This window comes from Streptomyces sp. TP-A0356 (assembly GCF_001417775.1).
GTDB lineage: Bacteria > Actinomycetota > Actinomycetes > Streptomycetales > Streptomycetaceae > Streptomyces.
The window spans coordinates 455,093-474,735 of record NZ_BBZJ01000012.1 but is presented as its reverse complement, the minus strand read 5'-3'; the positions used below and the strand labels follow the sequence as shown (position 1 = coordinate 474,735).

The 19,643-nt window shown below is 72.9% G+C and carries 22 protein-coding genes; 8 read left to right on the top strand and 14 right to left on the bottom strand.

Annotation, left to right across the window (positions count from 1 at the left end; all coding sequences use genetic code 11):
* Positions 1-179 precede the first annotated feature (179 nt).
* Positions 180-932 carry a class I SAM-dependent methyltransferase gene (locus ASC56_RS02130; RefSeq protein WP_055489370.1) on the top strand — a complete coding sequence of 251 codons (753 nt, stop codon included), beginning with the start codon at positions 180-182 and terminating at the stop codon, positions 930-932.
* A 51-nt stretch (positions 933-983) separates the two neighbouring features.
* Here ASC56_RS02130 and ASC56_RS02125 read toward each other — a convergent pair whose 3' ends face one another.
* From ASC56_RS02125 to ASC56_RS02095, 7 genes are all read right to left on the bottom strand, one after another.
* Positions 984-1,838 (bottom strand): alpha/beta fold hydrolase, encoded by an 855-nt coding sequence (locus tag ASC56_RS02125; RefSeq protein ID WP_055489369.1) that lies wholly within the window; start codon positions 1,836-1,838, stop codon positions 984-986.
* Between the two features lie 149 nt (positions 1,839-1,987).
* Positions 1,988-3,154 carry a serine hydrolase domain-containing protein gene (locus ASC56_RS02120; RefSeq protein ID WP_055489368.1) on the bottom strand — a complete coding sequence of 389 codons (1,167 nt, stop codon included), beginning with the start codon at positions 3,152-3,154 and terminating at the stop codon, positions 1,988-1,990.
* A 126-nt stretch (positions 3,155-3,280) separates the two neighbouring features.
* On the bottom strand, positions 3,281-3,685 hold the full coding sequence (locus ASC56_RS02115; RefSeq protein ID WP_055489367.1) for a nuclear transport factor 2 family protein: 405 nt from the start codon (positions 3,683-3,685) through the stop codon (positions 3,281-3,283).
* 8 nt (positions 3,686-3,693) lie between these two features.
* Positions 3,694-4,659: an acetylxylan esterase gene (locus ASC56_RS02110; protein ID WP_055489366.1), complete on the bottom strand. Its 966-nt coding sequence runs from the start codon at positions 4,657-4,659 to the stop codon at positions 3,694-3,696.
* Positions 4,660-4,759: 100 nt separating this feature from the next.
* A complete protein-coding gene (locus ASC56_RS02105) occupies positions 4,760-5,344 on the bottom strand; it encodes a hypothetical protein (RefSeq protein WP_055489365.1) in 585 nt (194 codons plus the stop codon).
* Positions 5,345-5,736: 392 nt separating this feature from the next.
* Positions 5,737-6,426, bottom strand: coding sequence for a ferredoxin reductase (locus ASC56_RS02100; protein ID WP_234376832.1), 690 nt, complete (start codon positions 6,424-6,426; stop codon positions 5,737-5,739).
* A 184-nt stretch (positions 6,427-6,610) separates the two neighbouring features.
* Positions 6,611-7,216, bottom strand: a complete 606-nt coding sequence (locus ASC56_RS02095; RefSeq protein WP_055489364.1) for a sulfite oxidase-like oxidoreductase — start codon at positions 7,214-7,216, stop codon at positions 6,611-6,613.
* A 249-nt stretch (positions 7,217-7,465) separates the two neighbouring features.
* On the opposite strand from ASC56_RS02095, the gene ASC56_RS02090 reads away from it, so the two are divergent.
* On the top strand, positions 7,466-8,392 hold the full coding sequence (locus ASC56_RS02090) for an NADP-dependent oxidoreductase (RefSeq protein ID WP_055489363.1): 927 nt from the start codon (positions 7,466-7,468) through the stop codon (positions 8,390-8,392).
* Positions 8,389-9,105 (top strand): GNAT family N-acetyltransferase, encoded by a 717-nt coding sequence (locus ASC56_RS02085; protein WP_055489362.1) that lies wholly within the window; start codon positions 8,389-8,391, stop codon positions 9,103-9,105. The genes ASC56_RS02090 and ASC56_RS02085 overlap by 4 nt, the downstream gene beginning before the upstream one ends.
* 114 nt (positions 9,106-9,219) lie before the next feature.
* Here the strand turns inward: ASC56_RS02085 and ASC56_RS02080 are convergent, their stop codons facing one another.
* Complete coding sequence (locus ASC56_RS02080; protein WP_055489361.1) at positions 9,220-9,735, bottom strand: MarR family winged helix-turn-helix transcriptional regulator; 516 nt, start codon at positions 9,733-9,735, stop codon at positions 9,220-9,222.
* A gap of 155 nt (positions 9,736-9,890) precedes the next feature.
* Here ASC56_RS02080 and ASC56_RS02075 point away from each other — a divergent pair, with 155 nt between their 5' ends.
* The 4 genes from ASC56_RS02075 to ASC56_RS02060 all read left to right on the top strand — a co-directional run bounded on the left by ASC56_RS02075 (position 9,891) and on the right by ASC56_RS02060 (position 14,862).
* Complete coding sequence (locus ASC56_RS02075) at positions 9,891-10,928, top strand: hypothetical protein (protein ID WP_055489642.1); 1,038 nt, start codon at positions 9,891-9,893, stop codon at positions 10,926-10,928.
* A 177-nt stretch (positions 10,929-11,105) separates the two neighbouring features.
* Positions 11,106-11,951 carry a putative protein N(5)-glutamine methyltransferase gene (locus ASC56_RS02070; protein WP_055489360.1) on the top strand — a complete coding sequence of 282 codons (846 nt, stop codon included), beginning with the start codon at positions 11,106-11,108 and terminating at the stop codon, positions 11,949-11,951.
* A 315-nt stretch (positions 11,952-12,266) separates the two neighbouring features.
* Positions 12,267-14,282, top strand: coding sequence for an FAD-dependent oxidoreductase (locus tag ASC56_RS02065; protein WP_055489359.1), 2,016 nt, complete (start codon positions 12,267-12,269; stop codon positions 14,280-14,282).
* 31 nt (positions 14,283-14,313) lie between these two features.
* Complete coding sequence (locus ASC56_RS02060) at positions 14,314-14,862, top strand: PadR family transcriptional regulator (protein WP_055489358.1); 549 nt, start codon at positions 14,314-14,316, stop codon at positions 14,860-14,862.
* Here the strand turns inward: ASC56_RS02060 and ASC56_RS02055 are convergent.
* The 5 genes from ASC56_RS02055 to ASC56_RS43025 all read right to left on the bottom strand — a co-directional run bounded on the left by ASC56_RS02055 (position 14,859) and on the right by ASC56_RS43025 (position 18,761).
* Positions 14,859-15,830 (bottom strand): fibronectin type III domain-containing protein, encoded by a 972-nt coding sequence (locus tag ASC56_RS02055; RefSeq protein ID WP_234376814.1) that lies wholly within the window; start codon positions 15,828-15,830, stop codon positions 14,859-14,861. The two genes, ASC56_RS02060 and ASC56_RS02055, sit on opposite strands and share 4 nt — an antisense overlap.
* 313 nt (positions 15,831-16,143) lie before the next feature.
* Entirely contained in the window at positions 16,144-16,560 is a 417-nt protein-coding gene (locus tag ASC56_RS02050) for a PTS-dependent dihydroxyacetone kinase phosphotransferase subunit DhaM (RefSeq protein WP_055489357.1), read from the bottom strand.
* Positions 16,553-17,152 (bottom strand): dihydroxyacetone kinase subunit DhaL, encoded by a 600-nt coding sequence (gene dhaL, locus ASC56_RS02045; RefSeq protein ID WP_055489356.1) that lies wholly within the window; start codon positions 17,150-17,152, stop codon positions 16,553-16,555. The genes ASC56_RS02050 and dhaL overlap by 8 nt, the downstream gene beginning before the upstream one ends.
* Before the next feature lie 35 nt (positions 17,153-17,187).
* Positions 17,188-18,180: a dihydroxyacetone kinase subunit DhaK gene (dhaK, locus tag ASC56_RS02040; protein ID WP_055489355.1), complete on the bottom strand. Its 993-nt coding sequence runs from the start codon at positions 18,178-18,180 to the stop codon at positions 17,188-17,190.
* 401 nt (positions 18,181-18,581) lie between these two features.
* Positions 18,582-18,761, bottom strand: a complete 180-nt coding sequence (locus ASC56_RS43025; protein WP_055489354.1) for a hypothetical protein — start codon at positions 18,759-18,761, stop codon at positions 18,582-18,584.
* On the opposite strand from ASC56_RS43025, the gene ASC56_RS43020 reads away from it, so the two are divergent.
* Positions 18,760-18,897, top strand: a complete 138-nt coding sequence (locus ASC56_RS43020; protein ID WP_371330021.1) for a hypothetical protein — start codon at positions 18,760-18,762, stop codon at positions 18,895-18,897. The genes ASC56_RS43025 and ASC56_RS43020 overlap by 2 nt on opposite strands.
* A gap of 291 nt (positions 18,898-19,188) precedes the next feature.
* Here the strand turns inward: ASC56_RS43020 and ASC56_RS02030 are convergent, their stop codons facing one another.
* On the bottom strand, positions 19,189-19,605 hold the full coding sequence (locus ASC56_RS02030; RefSeq protein WP_107309151.1) for a hypothetical protein: 417 nt from the start codon (positions 19,603-19,605) through the stop codon (positions 19,189-19,191).
* Between the last annotated feature and the right edge of the window lie 38 nt (positions 19,606-19,643).

Here is a 19,643-nt window from a genome sequence, read left to right as displayed (position 1 = left end):
GGAGCGAGCGCGGGCAGGTCGGTCGGCGGGGGCGCACTCATGAAACGGCAGGGATCCGAGAAATGAAAGGTCTGAACCAGACACGTCAACAGGTGAAGTGAGCGGGCGGCCCCGACGGGTGGCGGGACAGATCGGTTGAACGGTCGTCAGTCATCTCCCACTGCCCTAAGCTGAACGTGATGTTCTCCCCGCACGGTCCCACCCTCCGTGAGCTGGCCGTACAGGCGCTGTCCTCGGTCGAGCACGGCTACGACCTGCTCGCGCCCAAGTTCGACCACACCCCCTTCCGGACACCGGACGCCGTCCTGGACGCCGTGGCAGCGGCGCTGGCGGACATGGGCCCCTTCGACCACGGGCTAGATCTGTGCTGCGGTACGGGCGCGGGGACGGACGTGCTGCGCACGGTCTGCCGCGAGAGCGTCACCGGTGTCGACTTCAGCGCGGGGATGCTGGCCGTCGGACGGGAACAGGTACGGTCCGACGGCCCGCCGCGCGTCGCCTGGGTACGGGGGGACGCCCGCGCCCTGCCCTTCGGGCCCGTCTTCGACCTGGTGGTGAGCTTCGGCGCCTTCGGTCACTTCCTGCCGGGAGAACTGCCCGGTCTGTTCACGCAGATCCACTCCGTGCTGCGGCCGGGCGGACGGTTCGCGTTCCCGATCGGGGCTCCGTTGCGCCCGGCCTCGCCCTGGTACTGGGCGCTGCTCGGCTTCGACACCGCGATGCGCGTGCGCAACACCCTCTGGCGGCCTCCGTTCGTCATGTACTACCGGGCGTTCCGCTTCGGAGACGTACGGCGCGAACTGACGCGCGCCGGCTTCACGGTGGAGCACCGGGCCCTGCCGGACTTCGGCCGGGGGCCCGACGGCAGCCCGCGCTGCCGGCTGATGGTGGCCACCCGGGGGAGCGGCGCGCCCCAGGCCTCACCGGCCTGACCGCCGCGTCCCGGGCGTGCCGGGCGGGCTTCGGCCCCGGGCACGGCCACGTCATCGCGTGATGAACTCCAGCAGGTCCGCGTTGAACGCCTTCTCGTACGCGCCCGCCAGACCGTGCGGGGCGCCCGGATAGACCTTGAGCGTGGCGTCCTTGACGAGCTTCGCCGTCTTCAGGGCTGCCGCGCCGATCGGCACGATCTGGTCGTCGTCGCCGTGCGCGACCAGCGTCGGCACGTCGATGCGTGCGAGGTCCTCGTGGAAGTCCTGCTCCGAGAACTGCTTCACGCAGTCGTACGCCGCCTTGAGCCCGACCTGCATGCTCCACAGCCAGAACGCGCGCCGCATCCCCTCGGACGTGGGGGCGCCGGGCCGGTTGTAGCCGTAGAAGCTCTCGCTGAGGTCCCAGTACAACTGTGAGCGGTCCGCCTCCAGTCCGGCACGGATCTCGTCGAACACCTCGATCGGCGTGCCCTCCGGGTTCGTGCCCGTCTTCAGCATCAGCGGGGGCACCGCGCCGAGGAGCACCGCCTTGGCGACCCGCGCGGTGCCGTGGCGGCCGATGTAGCGGGCCACCTCACCTCCGCCGGTCGAGTGTCCCACCAGGATCACGTCTTCGAGGCCGAGCGTCTCCAGCAACTCGGCCAGGTCGTCGGCGTAGCGGTCCATGTGGTTGCCGCCCCACGGCTGCCCCGAACGGCCATGCCCGCGGCGGTCGTGCGCGACGCCCCGGAAGCCCTTCTCCGCGACCAGCCGCAACTGGCCGTCCCAGACGTCCGCGTTGAGCGGCCACCCGTGGCTGAAGACCACCGGCTGCCCGGTGCCCCAGTCCTTGTAGAAGATCTCGGTGCCGTCGGTCGTGGTGAACCTTGCCCATGAGGGGCCCTTTCGGGTGCGGGGGCGTGACATGGCGTGAACGCCGGGAATGAGCGGCGTTCACGCCATCCGTAGGGCGGCCTCCCCCGGACACGCAAGCCGCCACGCCCGGACCCGCCCTTCCCCCACCGGGTGGGTCACCCGGCCGCAGGCATGGTGGATCCCCGGAGGCCGGCCCGTTCCTACAGTGCGCTGTACAGGGCGTCGACGAGAGCCATCTTCCGTGGGTCATCGGCGATGTGGGTGCCCATACGGTTCATGACGTAGCCCAGCGAGACGCCCGCCTCGGGGTCGGCGAGACCGCACGAGCCCCCCAGTCCGTCGTGACCGAAGGCCCTGGGATTCGGTCCGTACGACCCCTCGGGGCCGCTCAGCCACAGTCCGAGACCGATCTCCGTGTCCCGGCCGAAGCCGACACCCAGCACCAGATCACGGCAGCCGCCCTGGCCCTCGCGCACCCGCTCGGCGGCCTCGGGGGACAGCACCCGCCGTTCGCCCCACGACCCCCGTCCGGCGAGGATTCCGTACAGCGCGGCCACCGCGCGGGCCGTCCCGTGCCCGTTGAGCGCCGGGAGCTCCGCGGCCCGCCACTCGGGAGTGTTGGCCTCGGCGGCACCGACGAGGGGATTGGCCAGCGCGGCCAGGGCCACGGGCGCCAACTGGGCGAAGATCGCGGCCTGTTCACTCGTGCTCGCCGCGGGGGGACGCACCAGTTCGGCCACCCGCCCGGCCTCCTTCTCGGGGAGCCCGATGGTGAAGTCGATGCCGAGCGGCCCGGTCACCTCCCGCTCCAGGAACGCACTCGGCAGCAGCCCCGTGACCCGCCGTACCACCTCGCCCACCAGGAAGCCGTAGGTCAGCGCGTGGTACCCGCTGCGCGTTCCCGGCTCCCACCAGGGCTCCGTCGCCGCGAGCCGCGCGACGGTGAGCTCCCAGTCGTAGAGCTGGTCCAGTGAGTGCGGCTCCCGCAAGCCCGCCAGACCGGCGCGGTGCGACAGCAGATGCCGTACGAGGACGGACTCCTTGCCCGCGGCCACGAACTCGGGCCAGTACGCCGCCACCGGCGCGTCGAGGTCGAGCAGGCCGCGGTCGGCAAGGATGTGCAGGCACAGCGCCGCCGGACCCTTGGTCGTGGACCAGACGTTGACCACGGTGTCGCGCTCCCAGGGCCGGGTGCGCGCCGCGTCGGACCAGCCGCCCCACAGGTCCACCACCGTCTGCCCGTCCAGCGTGACGGCGACCGCCGCGCCCAGCTCCTCCCGTCCGCGGAAGTTCTCCTCGAACGCCGCGCGCACCGCCGCGAAACGCGGGTCGCACCGGCCGTCAACCTGTGGCGCGTACTGGGACATGGGCCCTCCCTGGTCCATCGCGGGTGCGCCCGGCCGGGAGGGCCGGGCGGGATGAACGTACCGACTGGTCGGACTGGAGGGAAGCCGTCGGACACACCCGTCACGGCGGCCGGGACCGCCCTCGCCTCATGTGAGGAACAGCGAACCTCCCGGGTCCTGATGGCCGGTGACGGTGTGCCAGTAGTCCCGGGTCTCCACCGCGAGCCCTTCCTCGTCGAAGCGCACGAAGACGCACCCGGCGAGGGTCGAGGGCGTACCGTCCTCCTCGGCCAGCACCCGGAACTCCGCGACCGCCCGCCTCTCGGGGCCGACGATCGGTTGGGAGAAGCGGACGTCGAGTGTGTGCTCGCCCTCGAACGACCACCGCAGGTAGTCGGCGAGTTCGGCTCGCCCACGGTGCGGCGCGCGGAAGGGCATCGACCGGTGGACGCAGTCCTGTGCGTACAGCGCGAGGATCGCGTCCACGTCGTGCGCAGCCCAGGCCCACTCCCACACCCGTACGAACCTGCGTGCGGCTTCGGCCGTCTCCATGCGGCCGGTCAGAAACGGGCCGGAAGCCAGCGCAGTTTGACCGCCTCCTGGTAGGGGCCGCCGCCCTCGTGGTCGTTGAAGTCGTACACCTCGATCCTCTTGTCCTCGTGCGCCCACGCGTTGAACGCGGCGAAGACCGTCGACGGGGGACAGGTCTGGTCCTCCAGCGCCGCAGAGAAGAGCGCGGGTGCCCGGCCCCGCGCGGCGAAGTGCACGCCGTCGAAGTACGACAGCGTCCGCATCACCCGCTCGGTGCGGCCGCGGTGCGTCTTGAGGTAGTGGGCGATCTCCCGGTACGGGTCGCGGTCCGTGAGCGTCGTCGCGCGCGGGAAGTCGCACAGGAACGGCACGTCCGGCGCCACCGCCACCAGGTCCGGTACCAGACCGCCGACCGCGATCGTGATGCCGCCGCCCTGGCTGGCGCCGAGGGCCGCGGTGCGGGAGGCGTCGGTCAGCGGGTGCGCACGCGCCGCCTCGACGGCCCGCACCCCGTCCGTGAACAGCCGCCGGTAGTAGTAGGTTTCGGGGTCCTCGACACCGCGGGTCAGGTACCCGGGGTAGGCGGGCCCGCTTCCCACCGGGTCCGGCGTCTCGCCGCCGCCCCACGCGCTGCCCTGCCCGCGCGTGTCCATCACGAAGTGCGCGAAGCCCGCCGACGCCCACAGCAGATGCATGTGGGGAAGGGCGCGTCCGCCGCCATAGCCGATGAACTCCACGACCGTGGGCAGTGGCCCGTCCGCCGAGGCCGGCACGGTCAGCCAGCCCTTCACCGGATGGCCGCCGAACCCGGCGAACGTCACGTCGTACACCTGGACCGTCCTCAGCCCCGTCTCGACCGGCTCGAAGCGGGCCGCGAGGTCGTGCTCGCGGGTCTCCCGCAGCGTCTTCGTCCAGAACGCGTCGAAGTCCGCCGGCTCGACGGAGGCGCCGCGATACTCACGCAGTTGGTCGAGCGGCAGGTCGAACAGGGCCATGGCGGACCACCTTTGGCGTCAGGACTGCGGCTGATCACACCGTACGGTGGCAGTCCAGAGCCCGCCAGACCGCGTCCTGGGCCCCGTGCGGGCCCACTCCTCACGCGGTCCGCCGCCCCCACTCCGGCCCCGTGCGGGCCCACTCGGCCTCCCACTCCGCCATGCGGTGCCGCTCGGCGACCCGGCCGATCACGGCGCGGCCCAGAAGGACGGCCGCGACCACACCGCCAGCGGCCCACACACCGCTCGTCAGGGCGTGCTGCCACACCGCGGCGTCGCTCGGCGGCGGGGCGACACCGTGGCCCCGGGCGTCCAGCCACACCGTGACCCGGTCGCCGCGCCGTGAGCCGGCCGGCACCTGGGCCGGCGTGGTCCGTGTGCCCTTGCCCGGTTCGCTCAAGCGCACCTTCACCCGGTACAGGGGCTGCTTGCCGCTCTGCGTGGAGGGCACCGCCGCGGGCGCGTCCTCGACGAGCACTGCGGGCACCTGATGGCGCTGGGCGCGCTCGGTCACCTGAGTCGCGTGCGCGCCGTCGTACGCCGCCCAGCCCGCGGCCGTACCGGCGAGCGGCGCTCCAAGGAGCAGCAGAACGGCTATGAGCAGCGCCGTCCACGCCTCGACGACATCCGATCGGCGGCGCAGCGGATTGCGCCGCCAGCGCCAGCCGCGCACCCGGGTTCGCATCTCGACCTCCTTGCCGCCCCGCCCAGCCCGTGGAGGGGCGGACCGTCCCCGGTCTCGGGGGGAACCCGCGCACCATCCCCCGCCACGAGGAGGACCCCCTCGGCGAAGCACCGTGCGGCGGCGGTGGTCCGGATGCGACCCGCATCCGGGACCGGGTCATGCCCGAGGGACCGTGCTCGCCGACCACGGGCCGGCGGACGGCCGCTCAGGGACCTGTGCTGACCTGGCACGGCACGCATCCGACACCCAACGGCTCTCTGTGCCCATTCTCCTCTCGGGCGAAGTTCCCGGCCATATGGCCCCGAAACCTGGGCCTCGCCCCGGTGGGACGAGGACCGGCCATCCGTCGCCGGGCCGCCGGATCCGGGCGGCCGCGCTCGAGCGCGCTCCGGTCAGCCGAAGCGTTCGATCCGGATACGGTCCACCGGCTGCCCTGCCTCGACAAGCAGCCGCGAGGCGTGCTCCGCGAACCCGTTGGAGCCGCACACATAGGCTTCCCACCCACCGGGCGGCGCCTCGACCAGGAGTGGCGCCACATGATCCGCCGTCATACGGCCCACGGGCACGCCCTCGGGCGCGCTGCGGGTGAAGACGGTCGTGGTCTCGGCGCCGTACTCGTCCGCGTAGATCAGCTCCCGGGGCCCGCGCGCAGAGACCAGCAGCCGCAGTGGCACCTCCAGGTCCCGGGCCCGGTGGTGACGCACCATCGACATCAGCGGGACGACCCCCGAGCCCGCGCCGATCAGCAGCGCGGGCCGGTCGCCGGGCCAGGCGAAGAAGCCGCTCAGCGGGCCCCGCACCGCCACCTGGTCCCCCGGCTCGGCCACGGTGTGGAACCAGCCCGACACCTCGCCGCCCTCGACGTGGTCCAGGGTCAGCTCGATATGGCCGGTGTCGTCGGGGGGCGAGGCGATGGAGTAGTGCCGCTGCGCCACGTACCCGTCCCGCGCGGTCAGCCGCAGCATCAGGTGCTGCCCGGGCAGATGTCCCGCCCAGCCGGGCACCGCGAAGCGGAAGGTCGCGGCCCGTGGCGTCTCCCGGCGGATGCCGGTCAGTGTCGCGGTCTGCCACGCGGTGGCCATCCGGTTGCTCACCGCGATCCGCCCGGGCACGGCGAAGCGCGTGGGCGGCGCGAAGGTGCCGGGCGCCCCGGTCCTCTCCGTTCCCGCGGCCTGCGTCCCCGTGGCTTGCGTCCCCGTGGTCCGCGGCGTCGGTGTGGTCGTCATATCGGTCGCCGTATGGGTCCCCGTATCGGTCGCCGTCGTCTCAGTCACCGGAGTAGCGCTGCTCCTCCCACGGGTTGCCCCGCGCGTGATAGCCGTTCTGCTCCCAGAACCCCGGCTCGTCGTGGTCGAGGATCCTGAGTCCCGCGATCCACTTGGCGCTCTTCCAGAAGTACAGGTGCGGCACGAGCAGCCGCGCGGGACCGCCGTGCTCGGCGGGCAGCGGCCCCCCGTCGTACTCGAACGCGATCCAGGCGCGTCCGCCGGTGAGGTCCGCCAGCGGGAGGTTCGTGGTGTACCCCGTGTGGGAGTACGCGACCGCGTGCGTCGCCGTCGCCTCGGGCCGTACGAGGCCCAGGAGCGTGTCCAGGGACACGCCCCCGAACCGCACGCCGAACTTCGACCAGCTGGTCACGCAGTGGATGTCGCCCTCGTACGCGGAGGCCGGCAGCGCGTGCACGTCCGCCCAGCTCCAGGTGCGCGGCTCGGCCACCAGACCGTCGATCCGGAAGGTCCAGTCCGCGGCCGCCAGATCGGGGGTGACCTCGGCGGACAGGACGGGCCAGTCGTCTCCCGCGTCGTACTGTCCGGGCGGCAGCCCGGGGTCGGGGACGCGCGGGCGCCCGGTGAAGCCTCGGGTGACGTTCATGGCGGGTGGTGCCTCCAGGCCGTCCGGTCGGACCGCCGGTGTCGAGCGGGTTCAATGCGTGCGCATCCAACCGTACGCGTCCGCCGGCCGTGCCTCCGCCCGTCGGGGCCGCGATCATTGCGGGCGTATGAACTCTCCGGCGGCCCGGGAATAGCCGCCCGACGATCTCCCTTGCCGGTAGTGGCCGGTACCGGTGGCTCCTGCGACCGGTGGTCCGGCGCCCGCGAAGAAGGAGAGTGAGAACAGGACATGCCCAAGGCGTACGCATACACCCGCCACGGCGGCCCGGAGACCGAGGCGTTCGTCGAGGTGGAGCGGCCGAGCCCCGGCCCCGGACAGGTCCTCGTCGCGGTGCGCGCCGCGGGCGTGAACCCGGTCGACTGGAAGCTGCGCTCGGGCTACCGGCGCCCCGGCGACCCGGGCACGCCCGCCTTCCCCGTGGTGTTCGGCAGCGAGGCCGCGGGCCTCGTCGAGGAGGTCGGCGAGGGGGTGAGCGGCTTCGCCGTCGGGGACGCCGTCTTCGGCAACACCGTGGGCGGCGGCTACGCCGAGTACGCGCTGCTGCCGGCGACGGTGACCGCGCACGTGCCGGACGGGCTGTCCCTCACGGACGCCGCGGTGCTGCCGGTCGCTGCGGCCACCGCCTACGACGGGATCCGCGGTCTCGGCCTGCCCGCCGGCGCGACCCTGCTGGTCACGGGTGCCGGCGGAGGTGTCGGTGTGGCCGCGGTGCAGATCGCGCGCGCCTTCGGGCTGCGCGTCGTCGGAACGGCGAGCGAGGGCAAGAAGGACTTCGTCGAGCAGCTCGGCGCGGTGCACGTGCCGTCGGGCCCGGACCTCGCCGCCCGGGTGCGGGCGGCCACCCCGGACGGCGTCGACGGCGTCTACGACCTCGTCGGCGGTGACGCGCTGGAGGAGGCGGCGACCTTGCTGACCGATCGCACGCGGCTGATCACCGCGGGGGCACTGGCCCAGGAGGTCGAGCGGCTGGGCGGCGCGCGCGTCGTCCGGGCCCGCACCGCGGCCGTGCTCGACGAGGTTGCGCAACTGGTTCGGCGCGGCGACCTGAACCCGTACGTCACCCGGACCTTCCCGCTGGAGCGGGCCGATGAAGCCCTCCGCGCGGTCGAGGACGGCCACACCCGCGGCAAGATCGTGATCGAGGTCGGCGCATGAGCGGCACCCGGCACGTCCTCGACAACCCGGCGCTCGCCTCGCTGACCGGCCCCCACGCCCACTTCGCCGAGCGCCGGGGCCGTGTCCTGCGCTACCCCCTGGACGTCTCGCCGTGGGTCGGCCTGCCCGACGAGCCCGACGCCGGCGACTGGGCCGACCTCGCGGCGCTCGCGGGCCCGGGCGCCGAGGCCCCGCTGCCCGGCTTCCGCGGGGAGGTCCCGGACGGCTGGGAGATCACTTTCGCCCTCGACGGCGTGCAGCTCGTCGACGACGGGATCGCCGCGGCGCCCGATCCGGAAGCCGTACGGCTCACCCCGGCCGACGTGCCCGAGATGCTGGACCTGGTGGAACGCACCCAGCCCGGGCCGTTCCTGCCGCGCACCATCGAACTGGGCACCTACCTGGGCATCCGCCGGGGCGGCGCCCTGGTCGCCATGGCGGGCGAGCGGCTGCACCCGCCGGGCTGGACCGAGATCAGCGCCGTGTGCACCGACCCGGCCTTCCGGGGCCAGGGGCTGGCCACCCGGCTGATCCTGGCGGTCGCGCACGGTATCCGGGAGCGCGGCGAGACTCCGTTCCTGCACACCGGGGCGGGCAACACCAACGCCATCCGGCTCTATGAGTCCCTCGGCTTCCGGCTGCGCCGCACCACGAAGTTCCTCTCGGCGAGGATTCCGGAGCCGTTGGCGGACGAGCAGGCCGTGGGGATCTGAGGCACCACATCGAGGGGCGTCCGGCAAGGGGCGTGCCCTGGAGGGAGGAGGGTGTCGGCGCCCGCCCGCCGCCGGGACGAGCTGCCCCGGGAACCGCCGGGCGCCGAACACGCGTCAGTCGTCCGGCGCGTCCGACCGACCGGCCGGCGGGCCGGTCGCCGTCGCGTTGTACCGCAGCAGGTAGGCCGCGAACCGTTCCAGGTCCTGCTCCGGCCAGTCCGCGAGCCGCTCCCGGAACGCCTCCCGGCGGCTCTCGGTGACCTGGGCGAGGATGCGCGTGCCCGCCTCGGTCGGATGCAGTACCTGGACCCGGTGGTCGTCGGGGTCGAGCCGCCGCTCGATCAGCCCGGCCCGCTCCAGCGCGGCGACCTGCCGGCTGACCGTGGACTTGTCCAGCGCGTAGTGCGTGGCCAGGTCGGTCGCACGGCAGCCGCCGCTCTCCTCCAGATGGCTGAGCAGCGTGTACGAGACCAGGGACAGCTCCGGATGCATGCGTCCGGCCGAGGCCCGGGCGCGGCGGGCGAACGCCGTCATCTCGCGCTGAATGGTCTCCAGGGCCGCGTCGCCCACGGACGCGGCGGCATCGTGCTCTGTGACAACGGTCTCGTCGAACCCCTCGGCTGCCTTCACGGGACCTCCCTCGCCGCTCTGGTTGTATAGTACAACTTGAAGTGAGAGTTGTATTAGCCAACCATTTGGAGGTCCCCTCGATGTCAGCCAGTCGCCGGGCCGGTGGCCCCGAGATCCACCGGGCCGCCGGGAGCCCGGCCGGTGTGCTCGCCGTCCTGCGCTCGCCGGCACTGCGCCATGTGCTGACACACCTGGTCACCCCGCTGTTGATGTGCCTTGGTATGGGGCTCGCCTATATGGGCGCCTTCGTGACGCCCGAGCCGAACCATCTGCCCGTCGCCGTGGTCGGCGCCGGACCCGAGGTGAAGGTGTTCGCGCAGACGGTCAAGGACCGGGCGGGCGACAAGCTCGACGTCCGTACCGTCGCCACCCGCTCCGAGGCGGTCGGTCTGCTCAGGTCCCGGGACATCACGGGCGCGTACGTCCCGAGCGCCAGGACGCCCGAACTCGTCGTCGCCACGGCCGCGTCGGACACGGGAGCCACGGCCGTCGAGAAGGTCTTCACGCCCGTCGTATACCGGCAGGACGTGCCGCTGAAGGTCACCGACGTGGCCCCGCCGGTCGGCGACGACCCCACGGGCCAGGGGCTGTTCTTCCTGCGGATCGCGGTGAGTATCGGCTCGTACGCGTCCGTCGCCGCGCTCGGCGCCGCGGGCGGTGCGCTGCCCATGCGCGTACGGGCGCTGCTCGCCGTCGGGGTCTCCGGTGTCGTCGGCGTCATCGGCACCCTGCTCGCCGGGCCCGTCTTCCACCTCGCCCACCACGACCTGGCGACCCTGTGGGGGATGAGCTGGCTCTACTCGGCGGGCGTCCTCTTCGTCGGCGTCGGTCTGCACACCTTCCTCAAGCGCTGGACGACCCTCGCGATGATGGTGCTGTTCGTGATGCTCAACTTCACCAGCTCCGGCGGTCTGTTCCGGCCCGAGCTGCAGAACGGCTTCTTCGGCGCCCTGCACGCCTTCTGGAACGGCGCGGGATTCGTCGAGGGCATCCGGAGCCTGCTGTACTTCGGGAGCGACGGACTCGCGGGCGACGTCCGGACGCTGGCCGCCTGGCTGCTGGGAGGTCTCGCGGTCACCGCGGTGGCGGGAGCCGTGGAACGCGGGCGTGCCCGCGCGGCCGCAGCCGAGCCGCGGCCCCTCCAGGAGGCCGAAGCGGCCGAGGAAGAGGTGGAGGAGACGGTCGGTGTCTGACCGCTCCTGCTAAGGTGACCGTGCCGGCCGGGGATCGTCCCTGCCGGGTCGTGGCCGAGGAGGTGAGACCCATTCTCGCAGTGTCGGATCGGGTGCTCTCACCTCAGGACAGCGCGGTCGCCGCCGCCAGGTGACCGCGAGGGCGCCCTTCGGTCTACCGGAAGGCTCCTCGGCTCCATGCCACCACTCCAGCTCTCCAGTGTCGCCTCCACGCTTCGTGCCGCCGGCTGCGTCTTCGCCGAGGACGAGGCGGAGTTGATCCTCTCCACCGCCCGCACGCCGGAAGAGGCCGTCGGCATGGTCGACCGCCGCGTCGCCGGGCTGCCCCTCGAACAGGTCCTGGGCTGGGCCGAGTTCCACGGACTGCGCGTCACCGTGGCTCCCGGTGTCTTCGTGCCCCGCCGCCGCACCGAGTTCCTCGTCGAACAGGCCCTCGCCCTCGGCCGGAACGCCTCCCTCGTCGTGGACCTGTGCTGCGGCTCGGGCGCGGTCGGCGCCGCCCTGGCGGCCGGGCTCAGGGGCCCGGAAGTCCATGCCGCCGACATCGATCCGGCTGCCGTGCGCTGTGCCCGCCGCAATCTCGCCGCGTACGGCGGGCGGGTCCACGAGGGCGACCTGTTCGACGCCCTCCCGGAGGACCTGCGCGGCCGCGTCGACATCCTGGCCGCCAATGTCCCCTACGTCCCCACGGACCAGGTCGCGCTGCTGCCGTCCGAGGCCCGTGACCACGAGCCCCTCGTCGCCCTCGACGGGGGCCCCGACGGCCTGGACGTCCTGCGCCGGGTCACCGCCGAGGCGCCCCGATGGCTGGCCCCCGGCGGCCTGCTGCTCGTCGAGACGAGCGAACGCCAGGTCGCCCTCGCCGTGGAGGCGTTCGGACAGGGCGGACTCGACGTCCGGCTCGCGGTCTCGGCGGAGCTGTACGCCAACGTCCTGATAGGCACCCGGCGTCAGGGCTCCAGCCAGCCCAGGAAGTCCCGCACGATCGCGTCGAAGGCGCCGGGCAGCTCCCTGCCGGGGTAGTGCGCGGTTCCTTCGACGACCGTGGGCCGGCCGTGCACCACGGTGCCTGCCGGCCGTTCCGCCATGCCGATGTGACCGGCCGCGTCGATGCCGCCGTCGACGGCGAGGAGGGGGCCCCGACCGCGGCCGCCCGGGCCCAGGCGTCGGCGCCCAGGACGGACGAGTCCCGTTCGCCGCGGGTGTGCTCGGCGGCGTCCCCGGGACCGTCTCCCGTACCCGCCGGCCGCTCCGGCCCGCTTCCGATTGTGCAACTAGTTGCACAATCGAGGTGTCGTCGTCTACAACAGACGCACGACACGCCGTACGGAGGGCCCGATGAGCCGCTACCCGCATCTGCTGACCCCGCTCGACCTGGGCTTCACCACGCTGCCCAACCGCGTGCTCATGGGCTCGATGCACGTGGGCCTGGAGGAGGCGGAGCGCGGCTTCGAGCGCATGGCCGCCTTCTACGCGGCCCGGGCGCGCGGGGGAGTGGGCCTCATCGTCACCGGCGGCATCGCGCCCAACGAGGCCGGGCGCCCCTATGAGGGCGGCGCCAAGCTCACCACCGAGGCGGAGGCCGAACAGCACTCCGTCGTCACCGGGGCCGTGCACCGGGAGGGTGGCAGGATCGCGATGCAGATCCTCCACTTCGGCCGGTACGCCTACCACCAGGACCTTGTCGCGCCGAGCGCTCTCCAGGCCCCGATCAGCCCGTACGTGCCGCACGCGCTCACCGACGCCGAGGTCGAGCAGACGATCGACGACTACGCGCGCGCCGCCCGGCTGGCCCGCCGGGCCGGGTACGACGGCGTCGAGATCATGGGCTCCGAGGGCTACCTCGTCAACGAGTTCATCGCCACGCAGACCAACCGGCGCGAGGACCGCTGGGGCGGCTCGTACGAGAACCGGATGCGCTTCCCGGTCGAGACCGTGCGCCGTGTCCGCGAGGCGGTCGGCGAGGACTTCATCATCATCTACCGGCTCTCCATGCTCGACCTCGTCCCCGGCGGCTCGTCCCTCGACGAGGTCGTCACGCTCGCCCAGGCGGTCGAGGCCGCCGGAGCGACCATCATCAACACCGGCATCGGCTGGCACGAGGCCCGGATCCCCACCATCGCCACCTCCGTGCCCCGCGGCGCGTACACCTGGGTGACCAAGAAGCTCATGGGCGAGGTGTCGGTTCCGCTCGTGACGACCAACCGCATCAACACCCCGGAACTCGCCGAGCAGTTGCTCGCCGAGGGGCACGCCGACATGGTCTCCCTGGCCCGCCCGATGCTCGCCGACCCCGACTTCGTCGCAAAGGCCGCGGCGGACCGCCCGGAGACCATCAACACCTGCATCGGCTGCAACCAGGCCTGCCTCGACCACACCTTCAGCGGGAAGATCACTTCCTGCCTGGTCAACCCGCGCGCCTGCCATGAGACCGAGCTGGTCCTGTCGCCGACCCGCTTGCGCAAGAAGGTCGCCGTGGTCGGTGCCGGGCCCGCCGGACTCGCCTGTGCCGTCTCCGCCGCCGAGCGCGGGCACGACGTCACGCTCTACGACGCCGCGAGCGAGATCGGCGGCCAGCTCAACGTCGCGCGCAAGGTCCCCGGCAAGCAGGAGTTCGACGAGACGCTGCGCTACTTCCGCGCCCAGCTCCAACTGCACCGCGTGGACGTCCGGTTGGACACCCCCGTCGCGGCCGACGACCTCGCCGGATACGACGAGATCGTCGTCGCGACCGGTGTCACCCCGCGCACCCCCGAGATCCCCGGTGCCGACCACCCCAGCGTCCTCGGGTATCTCGACGTGCTGCGCGGGGGCGCGCCCGTCGGTGAACGCGTCGCCGTCCTCGGCGCCGGCGGCATCGGCTTCGATGTCGCCGCATACCTCACCGACGGCGGCGACAAGGCGAGCGAGGACCCGGCGACGTACTTCCGTCACTGGGGCGTCGACATGGACTACCGCGCCCCCGGCGGCCTCGCCGCGCCCGAGCGGCCCGCGCCGCCGCGCACCGTCCACCTCCTCCAGCGCAAGACGTCGAAGGTCGGCGCGGGGCTCGGCAAGACCACCGGCTGGATCCACCGCACGGAGCTGAAGCACCGCGGGGTCACCATGATCCCGGGCGTCCGCTACGACGGGATCGACGACGCGGGGCTCCACATCACCGTGGACGGCGAGAGCCGGGTCCTGGAGGTCGACACGATCGTCCTGTGCACCGGCCAGGAGCCGCGCCGCGACCTGTACGAGGAGCTGGTGGCCGCGGGCCGGGCGCCGCACCTCATCGGCGGCGCCGACGTGGCGGCCGAGCTGGACGCCAAGCGCGCGATCCAGCAGGGCACGGAGCTGGCCGCGGGGCTGTAGGAGCCGTACGCCGCCTCCCTAGGATGGCCTCATGTCACTCCCGCACGCGATCCTGACCGCCCTGCTGGAGAAGCCTTCGTCGGGGCTCGAACTGACCCGTCGGTTCGACAGGTCGATCGGCTACTTCTGGTCGGCGACCCACCAGCAGATCTACCGGGAGCTGGGACGGCTCGAGAGCGACGGCCTGATCCGTGCCCTGCCCACCGAGCACCCCGCCCGCGGGCAGAAGAAGTCGTACGAGGTCCTGCCGGCGGGCCGCGCCGAGCTGGCCCGCTGGACGGCCGCGTCCCAGGACCCCAAGCCCGCGCGGGACGCCCTGCTGCTGCGACTGCGTGCCGCGGCGGTCGTCGGCACCGACGGCATCGAGGCGGATCTGCGCCACCATCTCGCCCTGCACGAACGGCAGTTGGCCGAGTACCAGGAGATCGAGAGGCGCGACTTCGGACCCGGCAGGGACTCGGCGCAGGACCGCATCCAGCACCTCGTGCTGCGGGCCGGTATCGACTTGGAGACCTTCTGGATCGGGTGGCTGACCCACGCCCTGGGCGAGTTCGGGGAACTGCCCGCCGACCATGACTAACGGCCCGTGGTCACCGTCCGCTCCGCCGAGAATCCGCCCCATGTGCCGTCCGGCAGCCTTGCGCGGAGCCGTACCCGGTGCGTGATCCCGGCGTCCCGGCCGACGTAGAAGCTGTAGGTGGCCGTGCCGCGCGGGACCTCGCCGCCCCAGACGAGCGAGGTGGCCGGCTGTCCGTCCAGGTCGATCTGATACTCGGTGATGACTCCGTCGGCCTCCGGCGGCACCCACGACAGGTCCAGGTAGTACGCCCCGTCGGCGCGGTGTGCCGTCGCACGGAACCGGGTCGGCGCGGTTGCCCTCCCGTCGTCCGAGCCGGACGCGGTGGTCAGCCGCACCACATCGCTCGCGGCCGAGAGATTGCCCGCCGCGTCCCGGGCCCGGACGGTGAACGCGTATCGGGTTCCCGGCCGGAGCCCGGTGACCACGGCCGCCGTCTGCCCGCCGCCCACACTGTGGATCTTCGCGCCGCCCTGGTAGATGTCGTACGACGCCACGCCCCGGTCGTCCGTCGACCGCGCCCAGGCCAGCTGGACCGCACGGCTCCCGACGGGCCTCCCGCTCGGCCGCCCGGGTCGGGAGGGGGCCCGCTCGTCGGCGGGGGCGGCGGCCGGAGTGGTGGCGCGGATCTCCCCGCTCGCCGGACCGAGGGTGCCGTCGGCACCGCGGGCCCGGACCGTGAAGACGTAGGTCGTGGAGGGCTCCAGCCGGGTGACGTCCACCATGTGTTCGGCACCCGGCACCTCCCTGACCCTGGTGGTGCCGCGATATACCTCGTAGACGGTGACGTCCGGACCGCCGGAGGCGCGGTTCCACATCACGTGCACGCTTGTCGCGCTGCCCGCCACGGCGGTCAGTCCCGTGGGGGCGGGCGGCAGCCGTCCGCCTCCGCCGGCGTTCTGGCCGCCCCCGGCGCAGGCGGCCAGGAGCAGGACCGAACCGCAGATCACCGGCACGGGAACGCGTCGCACGGCCTGCCCCCCTCCACGGGATTGGTCTGTACCTGTATCCCATGGCTGGCGCGCTCACATCAAGAGGGGGGTGGTGTTCGACGGTGCGCGCCCCGGCTACGTATGCTGGTACCCGACGCGGCGTGAACTCGACTGTCCTCCAGGGTAGTTCGCGCCGACGGCGCGGTCCGCTGTCGTCGCTGATCCCGCGCCGGCGAATGTCGTCGAGGGGCCGGGGCCCGATGCGGCTCCGGCCCCCCGACCGCACGACGATCCCGTCTTCCGTCCAGCCCCTCTCCCATGCGCGGCGGCAGCGGCTTCGGGAACAGTGCCGTCACTGCTTCCGGTACGCGTACGCCTCCGTGGCCGCCGCCTCCACCGCCGCCAGGTCCGCGCCCGTCGAGGCCGTGACCACCGCGGCGACCGCGCCCTCGACGAAGGGAGCGTCGACCAACCGGGTGTTCTCCGGAAGCTCGTCGCCCTCCGCGAGCAGCGCCTTCACCGTGAGGACCGCGCTGCCCAGGTCCATGAGCACGGCGACCCCCGCTCCCCGGTCCACGGCGGCGGCCGCCGCGGAGACCAGTTCGGAGCTCGTACCGAACCCGCCGTCGACCGTGCCGCCCGCGGGGGCGACGGGCACGGCCGCACCGCCGCCCGCCAGCTTCTTCGCCAGTTCGGCGACCGACTCCGCGACGGCGGCGCTGTGCGAGACGAGCACGATGCCGACCAGCTTCTCCCCGGTGTCACTCATCGGCGGCCTCCACGAGTGCGGCGATCAGCAGGGCCGAGGAGGTGGCGCCGGGGTCCTGGTGCCCGATGCTGCGCTCGCCCAGATAGCTCGCCCGGCCCTTGCGGGCCTGCAACGGCGTCGTGGCGACGGCGCCCTCCTCGGCGGCGGTGCTCGCCGCCCGGAACGAGGTGCCCATCGCGTCCACCGCGGGCACCAGGGCGTCGATCATGGTCTTGTCGCCGGGCGCGGCTCCGCCCAGCGCCATGACCCCGTCCACACCCGCCCGCAGCGCGTCCGTCAGCTGCTCCTCGGTGACCTCGGCCACCTCACCGAGCGCCTTGCCGGTACGGCGCAGCAGCGTGCCGTACAGCGGACCGGACGCCCCGCCGACCGTCGAGATCAGTTGCCGGCCCGCCAACTGGAGAACCGCGCCGGGCGTGTCCGGCGCCTCCTTCTCCAGCGCGGCCGTGACCGCGCGGAACCCGCGTTGCAGATTGCTGCCGTGGTCGGCGTCGCCGATCGGCGAGTCGAGCGCGGTCAGCCGCTCCGCCTCGCGGTCGACGGACGTGGCTGCCGCCGTCATCCAACGGCGGAAGAACTCGGCGTCGAGCACTGGATCTCCTTGCGTGGTACGGACGTTGACCTCACTCACCTGCCCCAGCGCAGCGCCGGTGTACTGACCGGCGCGTCCCACAGACGCAGCAGTTCCTCGTCGATCTGGCACAGGGTGACCGATGCGCCGGCCATGTCGAGGGAGGTGACGTAGTTGCCGACCAGGGTGCGGGCCACGGGGACACCGCGCTCGGCCAGCACCCGCTGCACTTCCGCGTTGTAGCCGTACAGTTCGAGGAGCGGGGTGGCGCCCATCCCGTTGACCAGGACCAGCACGGGATTGCGCGGCTGCAGGTCCTCCAGGACGGCGTGCACCGAGAAGTCGGCGATCTCGCGTGCGGTCATCATCGGGCGCCGCTCGCGCCCCGGCTCTCCGTGGATGCCGATGCCCAACTCCAGCTCACCCGGCGGCAGATCGAAGGTGGGGGTGCCCTTGGAGGGCGTGGTGCAGGCACTGAGGGCGACACCGAAGCTGCGGGAGTTCTCGTTGACCTGCCGGGCGACGGACTGCACACGCTCCAGCGGCTGTCCCTCCTCCGCCGCCGCGCCGGCGATCTTCTCCACGAACAGGGTGGCGCCGGTGCCGCGTCGGCCTGCCGTGTAGAGGCTGTCGGTGACGGCGACGTCATCGTTGACCAGGACCTTCGCCACCTGGATGCCCTCGTCCTCGGCGAGCTCGGCCGCCATGTCGAAGTTCAGCACGTCACCGGTGTAGTTCTTCACGATGAACAGCACGCCCTCGCCGCTGTCCACGGCCGCCGCCGCGCGCACCATCTGGTCCGGCACCGGTGAGGTGAACACCTCGCCGGGGCAGGCCGCCGACAGCATGCCCGGGCCGACGAAGCCGCCGTGCAGCGGCTCGTGGCCGGAGCCGCCGCCGGAGAGGAGTCCCACCTGTCCGGCGACCGGGGCATCACGCCGTACGATCACCCGGTTCTCCACATCGATGATCAGCTCCGGATGCGCGGCCGCCATGCCCCGCAGCGCGTCCGTGACCACCGTTTCCGGGACGTTGATCAACATCTTCATGGGAGCCTCCTGCTGAGCCTGGCAGCTGAGCCTCCGACCCGTGCCCTGCCTGGCCGGAGGGGTGAGGACGGTATTCGGTCTCGGCGGTCCGTGTGCGGTGGGCCACTCCCGGCAGTATCGGTGTTCGGGCGGCGATGGTCACGTGTGTCGACGTTCTCGGGTGCGTACGAGTCGCAGGTCCGCTCGGCTCGGCCGCGTCCCCACCTGGTGATGACGACCGCCACCGGGCTGCCCATCGGTCCCCGAGAACTGCGCCGTCGCATCGCGCGATTGGACATCCCGCGCCGGTCACCGTCTCCGCCGTCGCATCGGTGCCCCGGCCTGGTCGACCGAGGGCCGGCGGGCGTCGAGGGCGGGTACGAGTCCCGCGCGCCGTCGTGCGGACGCGCGTGCCGTGGGGATCAGGGCCGCCCGAGGAGGTGGCCGAGGCCGGGTGGTCGCGCGCGGCGAATGGCGACCAGGGCGACGTCGTCGACGAGCCGTCGGTCCGTGTGCATGAGCAGGTCGCGCAGCAGGAGAGCGGTGACTAAGCGTTCCCCCGCTTCGCTCTCGGGCTCGAAGTCGGCGAGGTAGCGGGCCATGCTCCGCTCCAGGGGCGGCGGCGAGTTGGGGCAGGGCGCCGTGTTCGTGGGCAGCCTCGCGGAAGGCCCCGAGCAGCAGGGCGGCCTCACCGATGGCGGGCAGGCCCTTGCCCCGCACGTCACCTGGGCCGGCTGACGCCTGGGCCGCCACGACCAAGCCCCCGACGGCGCCGGTCGTCAACGGGCCATCGAACCACGCGGTGAGCGCGGGCGCGATCACCAGCAGGGGGCCGAGGACCATGTCGGCCGGGGCCACGATGTCCGAGACCGTGACGAGGGCGATGAGCACCGCCGAGATCAGCAGCGGTACGTGGTTCGACCGCCACGAGCGCGCGAGGCCGGTAAGGCGTCGCCGCCAGGAGCTCATGCCTTCCGCAGCGCACCGTTGCGGGTCGCCCGGCGAACACGGGTGCCCCGGCCGAGGACCTCACCGGGAGGTGGTGGGCGCCGGCGGGCCGTTGCGACGGAGGACGGCGTAGCCGATGCCGACACCCACGGCCAACGGCCACTCGAGGGCGCCAGCGACCGCAAGCGCGCCGAGGCCCGCGTACAGGAGCAGCCCGCCCTTGGCGGGCAGTACGCGGCGGGCGGTGGCCACGGGGAGCGCCACGAGGTCGACCGCCTTGCTGACCGCGTCGCCCAGTGGCGGAACGGTGATGGTGATCGTGCGCCCGCCCGAGGCGGCGGGACTCTTCCCCGGCGATTGCGCGGCCGGTGTGTCGGCGGGCCGCTGCGTCGCCTTCGCCGTGGAGGCCGGGTGCGACGCCTTCGCCGTGGAGGCCGGGTGCGACGCCTTCGTGCTTCTCGTGGCCGGGCCCTGCCCGGCGGTCTTCGGCGTGGTCACGGTTCACATCCGTTTCGTGGTCCGGGACTTCGCCCCCC

Excerpts from the sequence above, each read along its gene's own strand:
- ASC56_RS02130 (WP_055489370.1), top strand. The coding sequence starts at position 180 with ATGTTCTCCCCGCACGGTCCCACCCTCCGTGAGCTGGCCGTACAGGCG.
- ASC56_RS02125 (WP_055489369.1), bottom strand. The coding sequence starts at position 1,838 with ATGTCACGCCCCCGCACCCGAAAGGGCCCCTCATGGGCAAGGTTCACC.
- ASC56_RS02120 (WP_055489368.1), bottom strand. The coding sequence starts at position 3,154 with ATGTCCCAGTACGCGCCACAGGTTGACGGCCGGTGCGACCCGCGTTTC.
- ASC56_RS02115 (WP_055489367.1), bottom strand. The coding sequence starts at position 3,685 with ATGGAGACGGCCGAAGCCGCACGCAGGTTCGTACGGGTGTGGGAGTGG.
- ASC56_RS02110 (WP_055489366.1), bottom strand. The coding sequence starts at position 4,659 with ATGGCCCTGTTCGACCTGCCGCTCGACCAACTGCGTGAGTATCGCGGC.
- ASC56_RS02105 (WP_055489365.1), bottom strand. The coding sequence starts at position 5,344 with ATGCGAACCCGGGTGCGCGGCTGGCGCTGGCGGCGCAATCCGCTGCGC.
- ASC56_RS02100 (WP_234376832.1), bottom strand. The coding sequence starts at position 6,426 with ATGGCCACCGCGTGGCAGACCGCGACACTGACCGGCATCCGCCGGGAG.
- ASC56_RS02095 (WP_055489364.1), bottom strand. The coding sequence starts at position 7,216 with ATGAACGTCACCCGAGGCTTCACCGGGCGCCCGCGCGTCCCCGACCCC.
- ASC56_RS02090 (WP_055489363.1), top strand. The coding sequence starts at position 7,466 with ATGCCCAAGGCGTACGCATACACCCGCCACGGCGGCCCGGAGACCGAG.
- ASC56_RS02085 (WP_055489362.1), top strand. The coding sequence starts at position 8,389 with ATGAGCGGCACCCGGCACGTCCTCGACAACCCGGCGCTCGCCTCGCTG.
- ASC56_RS02070 (WP_055489360.1), top strand. The coding sequence starts at position 11,106 with ATGCCACCACTCCAGCTCTCCAGTGTCGCCTCCACGCTTCGTGCCGCC.
- ASC56_RS02065 (WP_055489359.1), top strand. The coding sequence starts at position 12,267 with ATGAGCCGCTACCCGCATCTGCTGACCCCGCTCGACCTGGGCTTCACC.
- ASC56_RS02060 (WP_055489358.1), top strand. The coding sequence starts at position 14,314 with ATGTCACTCCCGCACGCGATCCTGACCGCCCTGCTGGAGAAGCCTTCG.
- ASC56_RS02050 (WP_055489357.1), bottom strand. The coding sequence starts at position 16,560 with ATGAGTGACACCGGGGAGAAGCTGGTCGGCATCGTGCTCGTCTCGCAC.
- dhaK (WP_055489355.1), bottom strand. The coding sequence starts at position 18,180 with ATGAAGATGTTGATCAACGTCCCGGAAACGGTGGTCACGGACGCGCTG.
- ASC56_RS43020 (WP_371330021.1), top strand. The coding sequence starts at position 18,760 with ATGCTCCGCTCCAGGGGCGGCGGCGAGTTGGGGCAGGGCGCCGTGTTC.
- ASC56_RS43025 (WP_055489354.1), bottom strand. The coding sequence starts at position 18,761 with ATGGCCCGCTACCTCGCCGACTTCGAGCCCGAGAGCGAAGCGGGGGAA.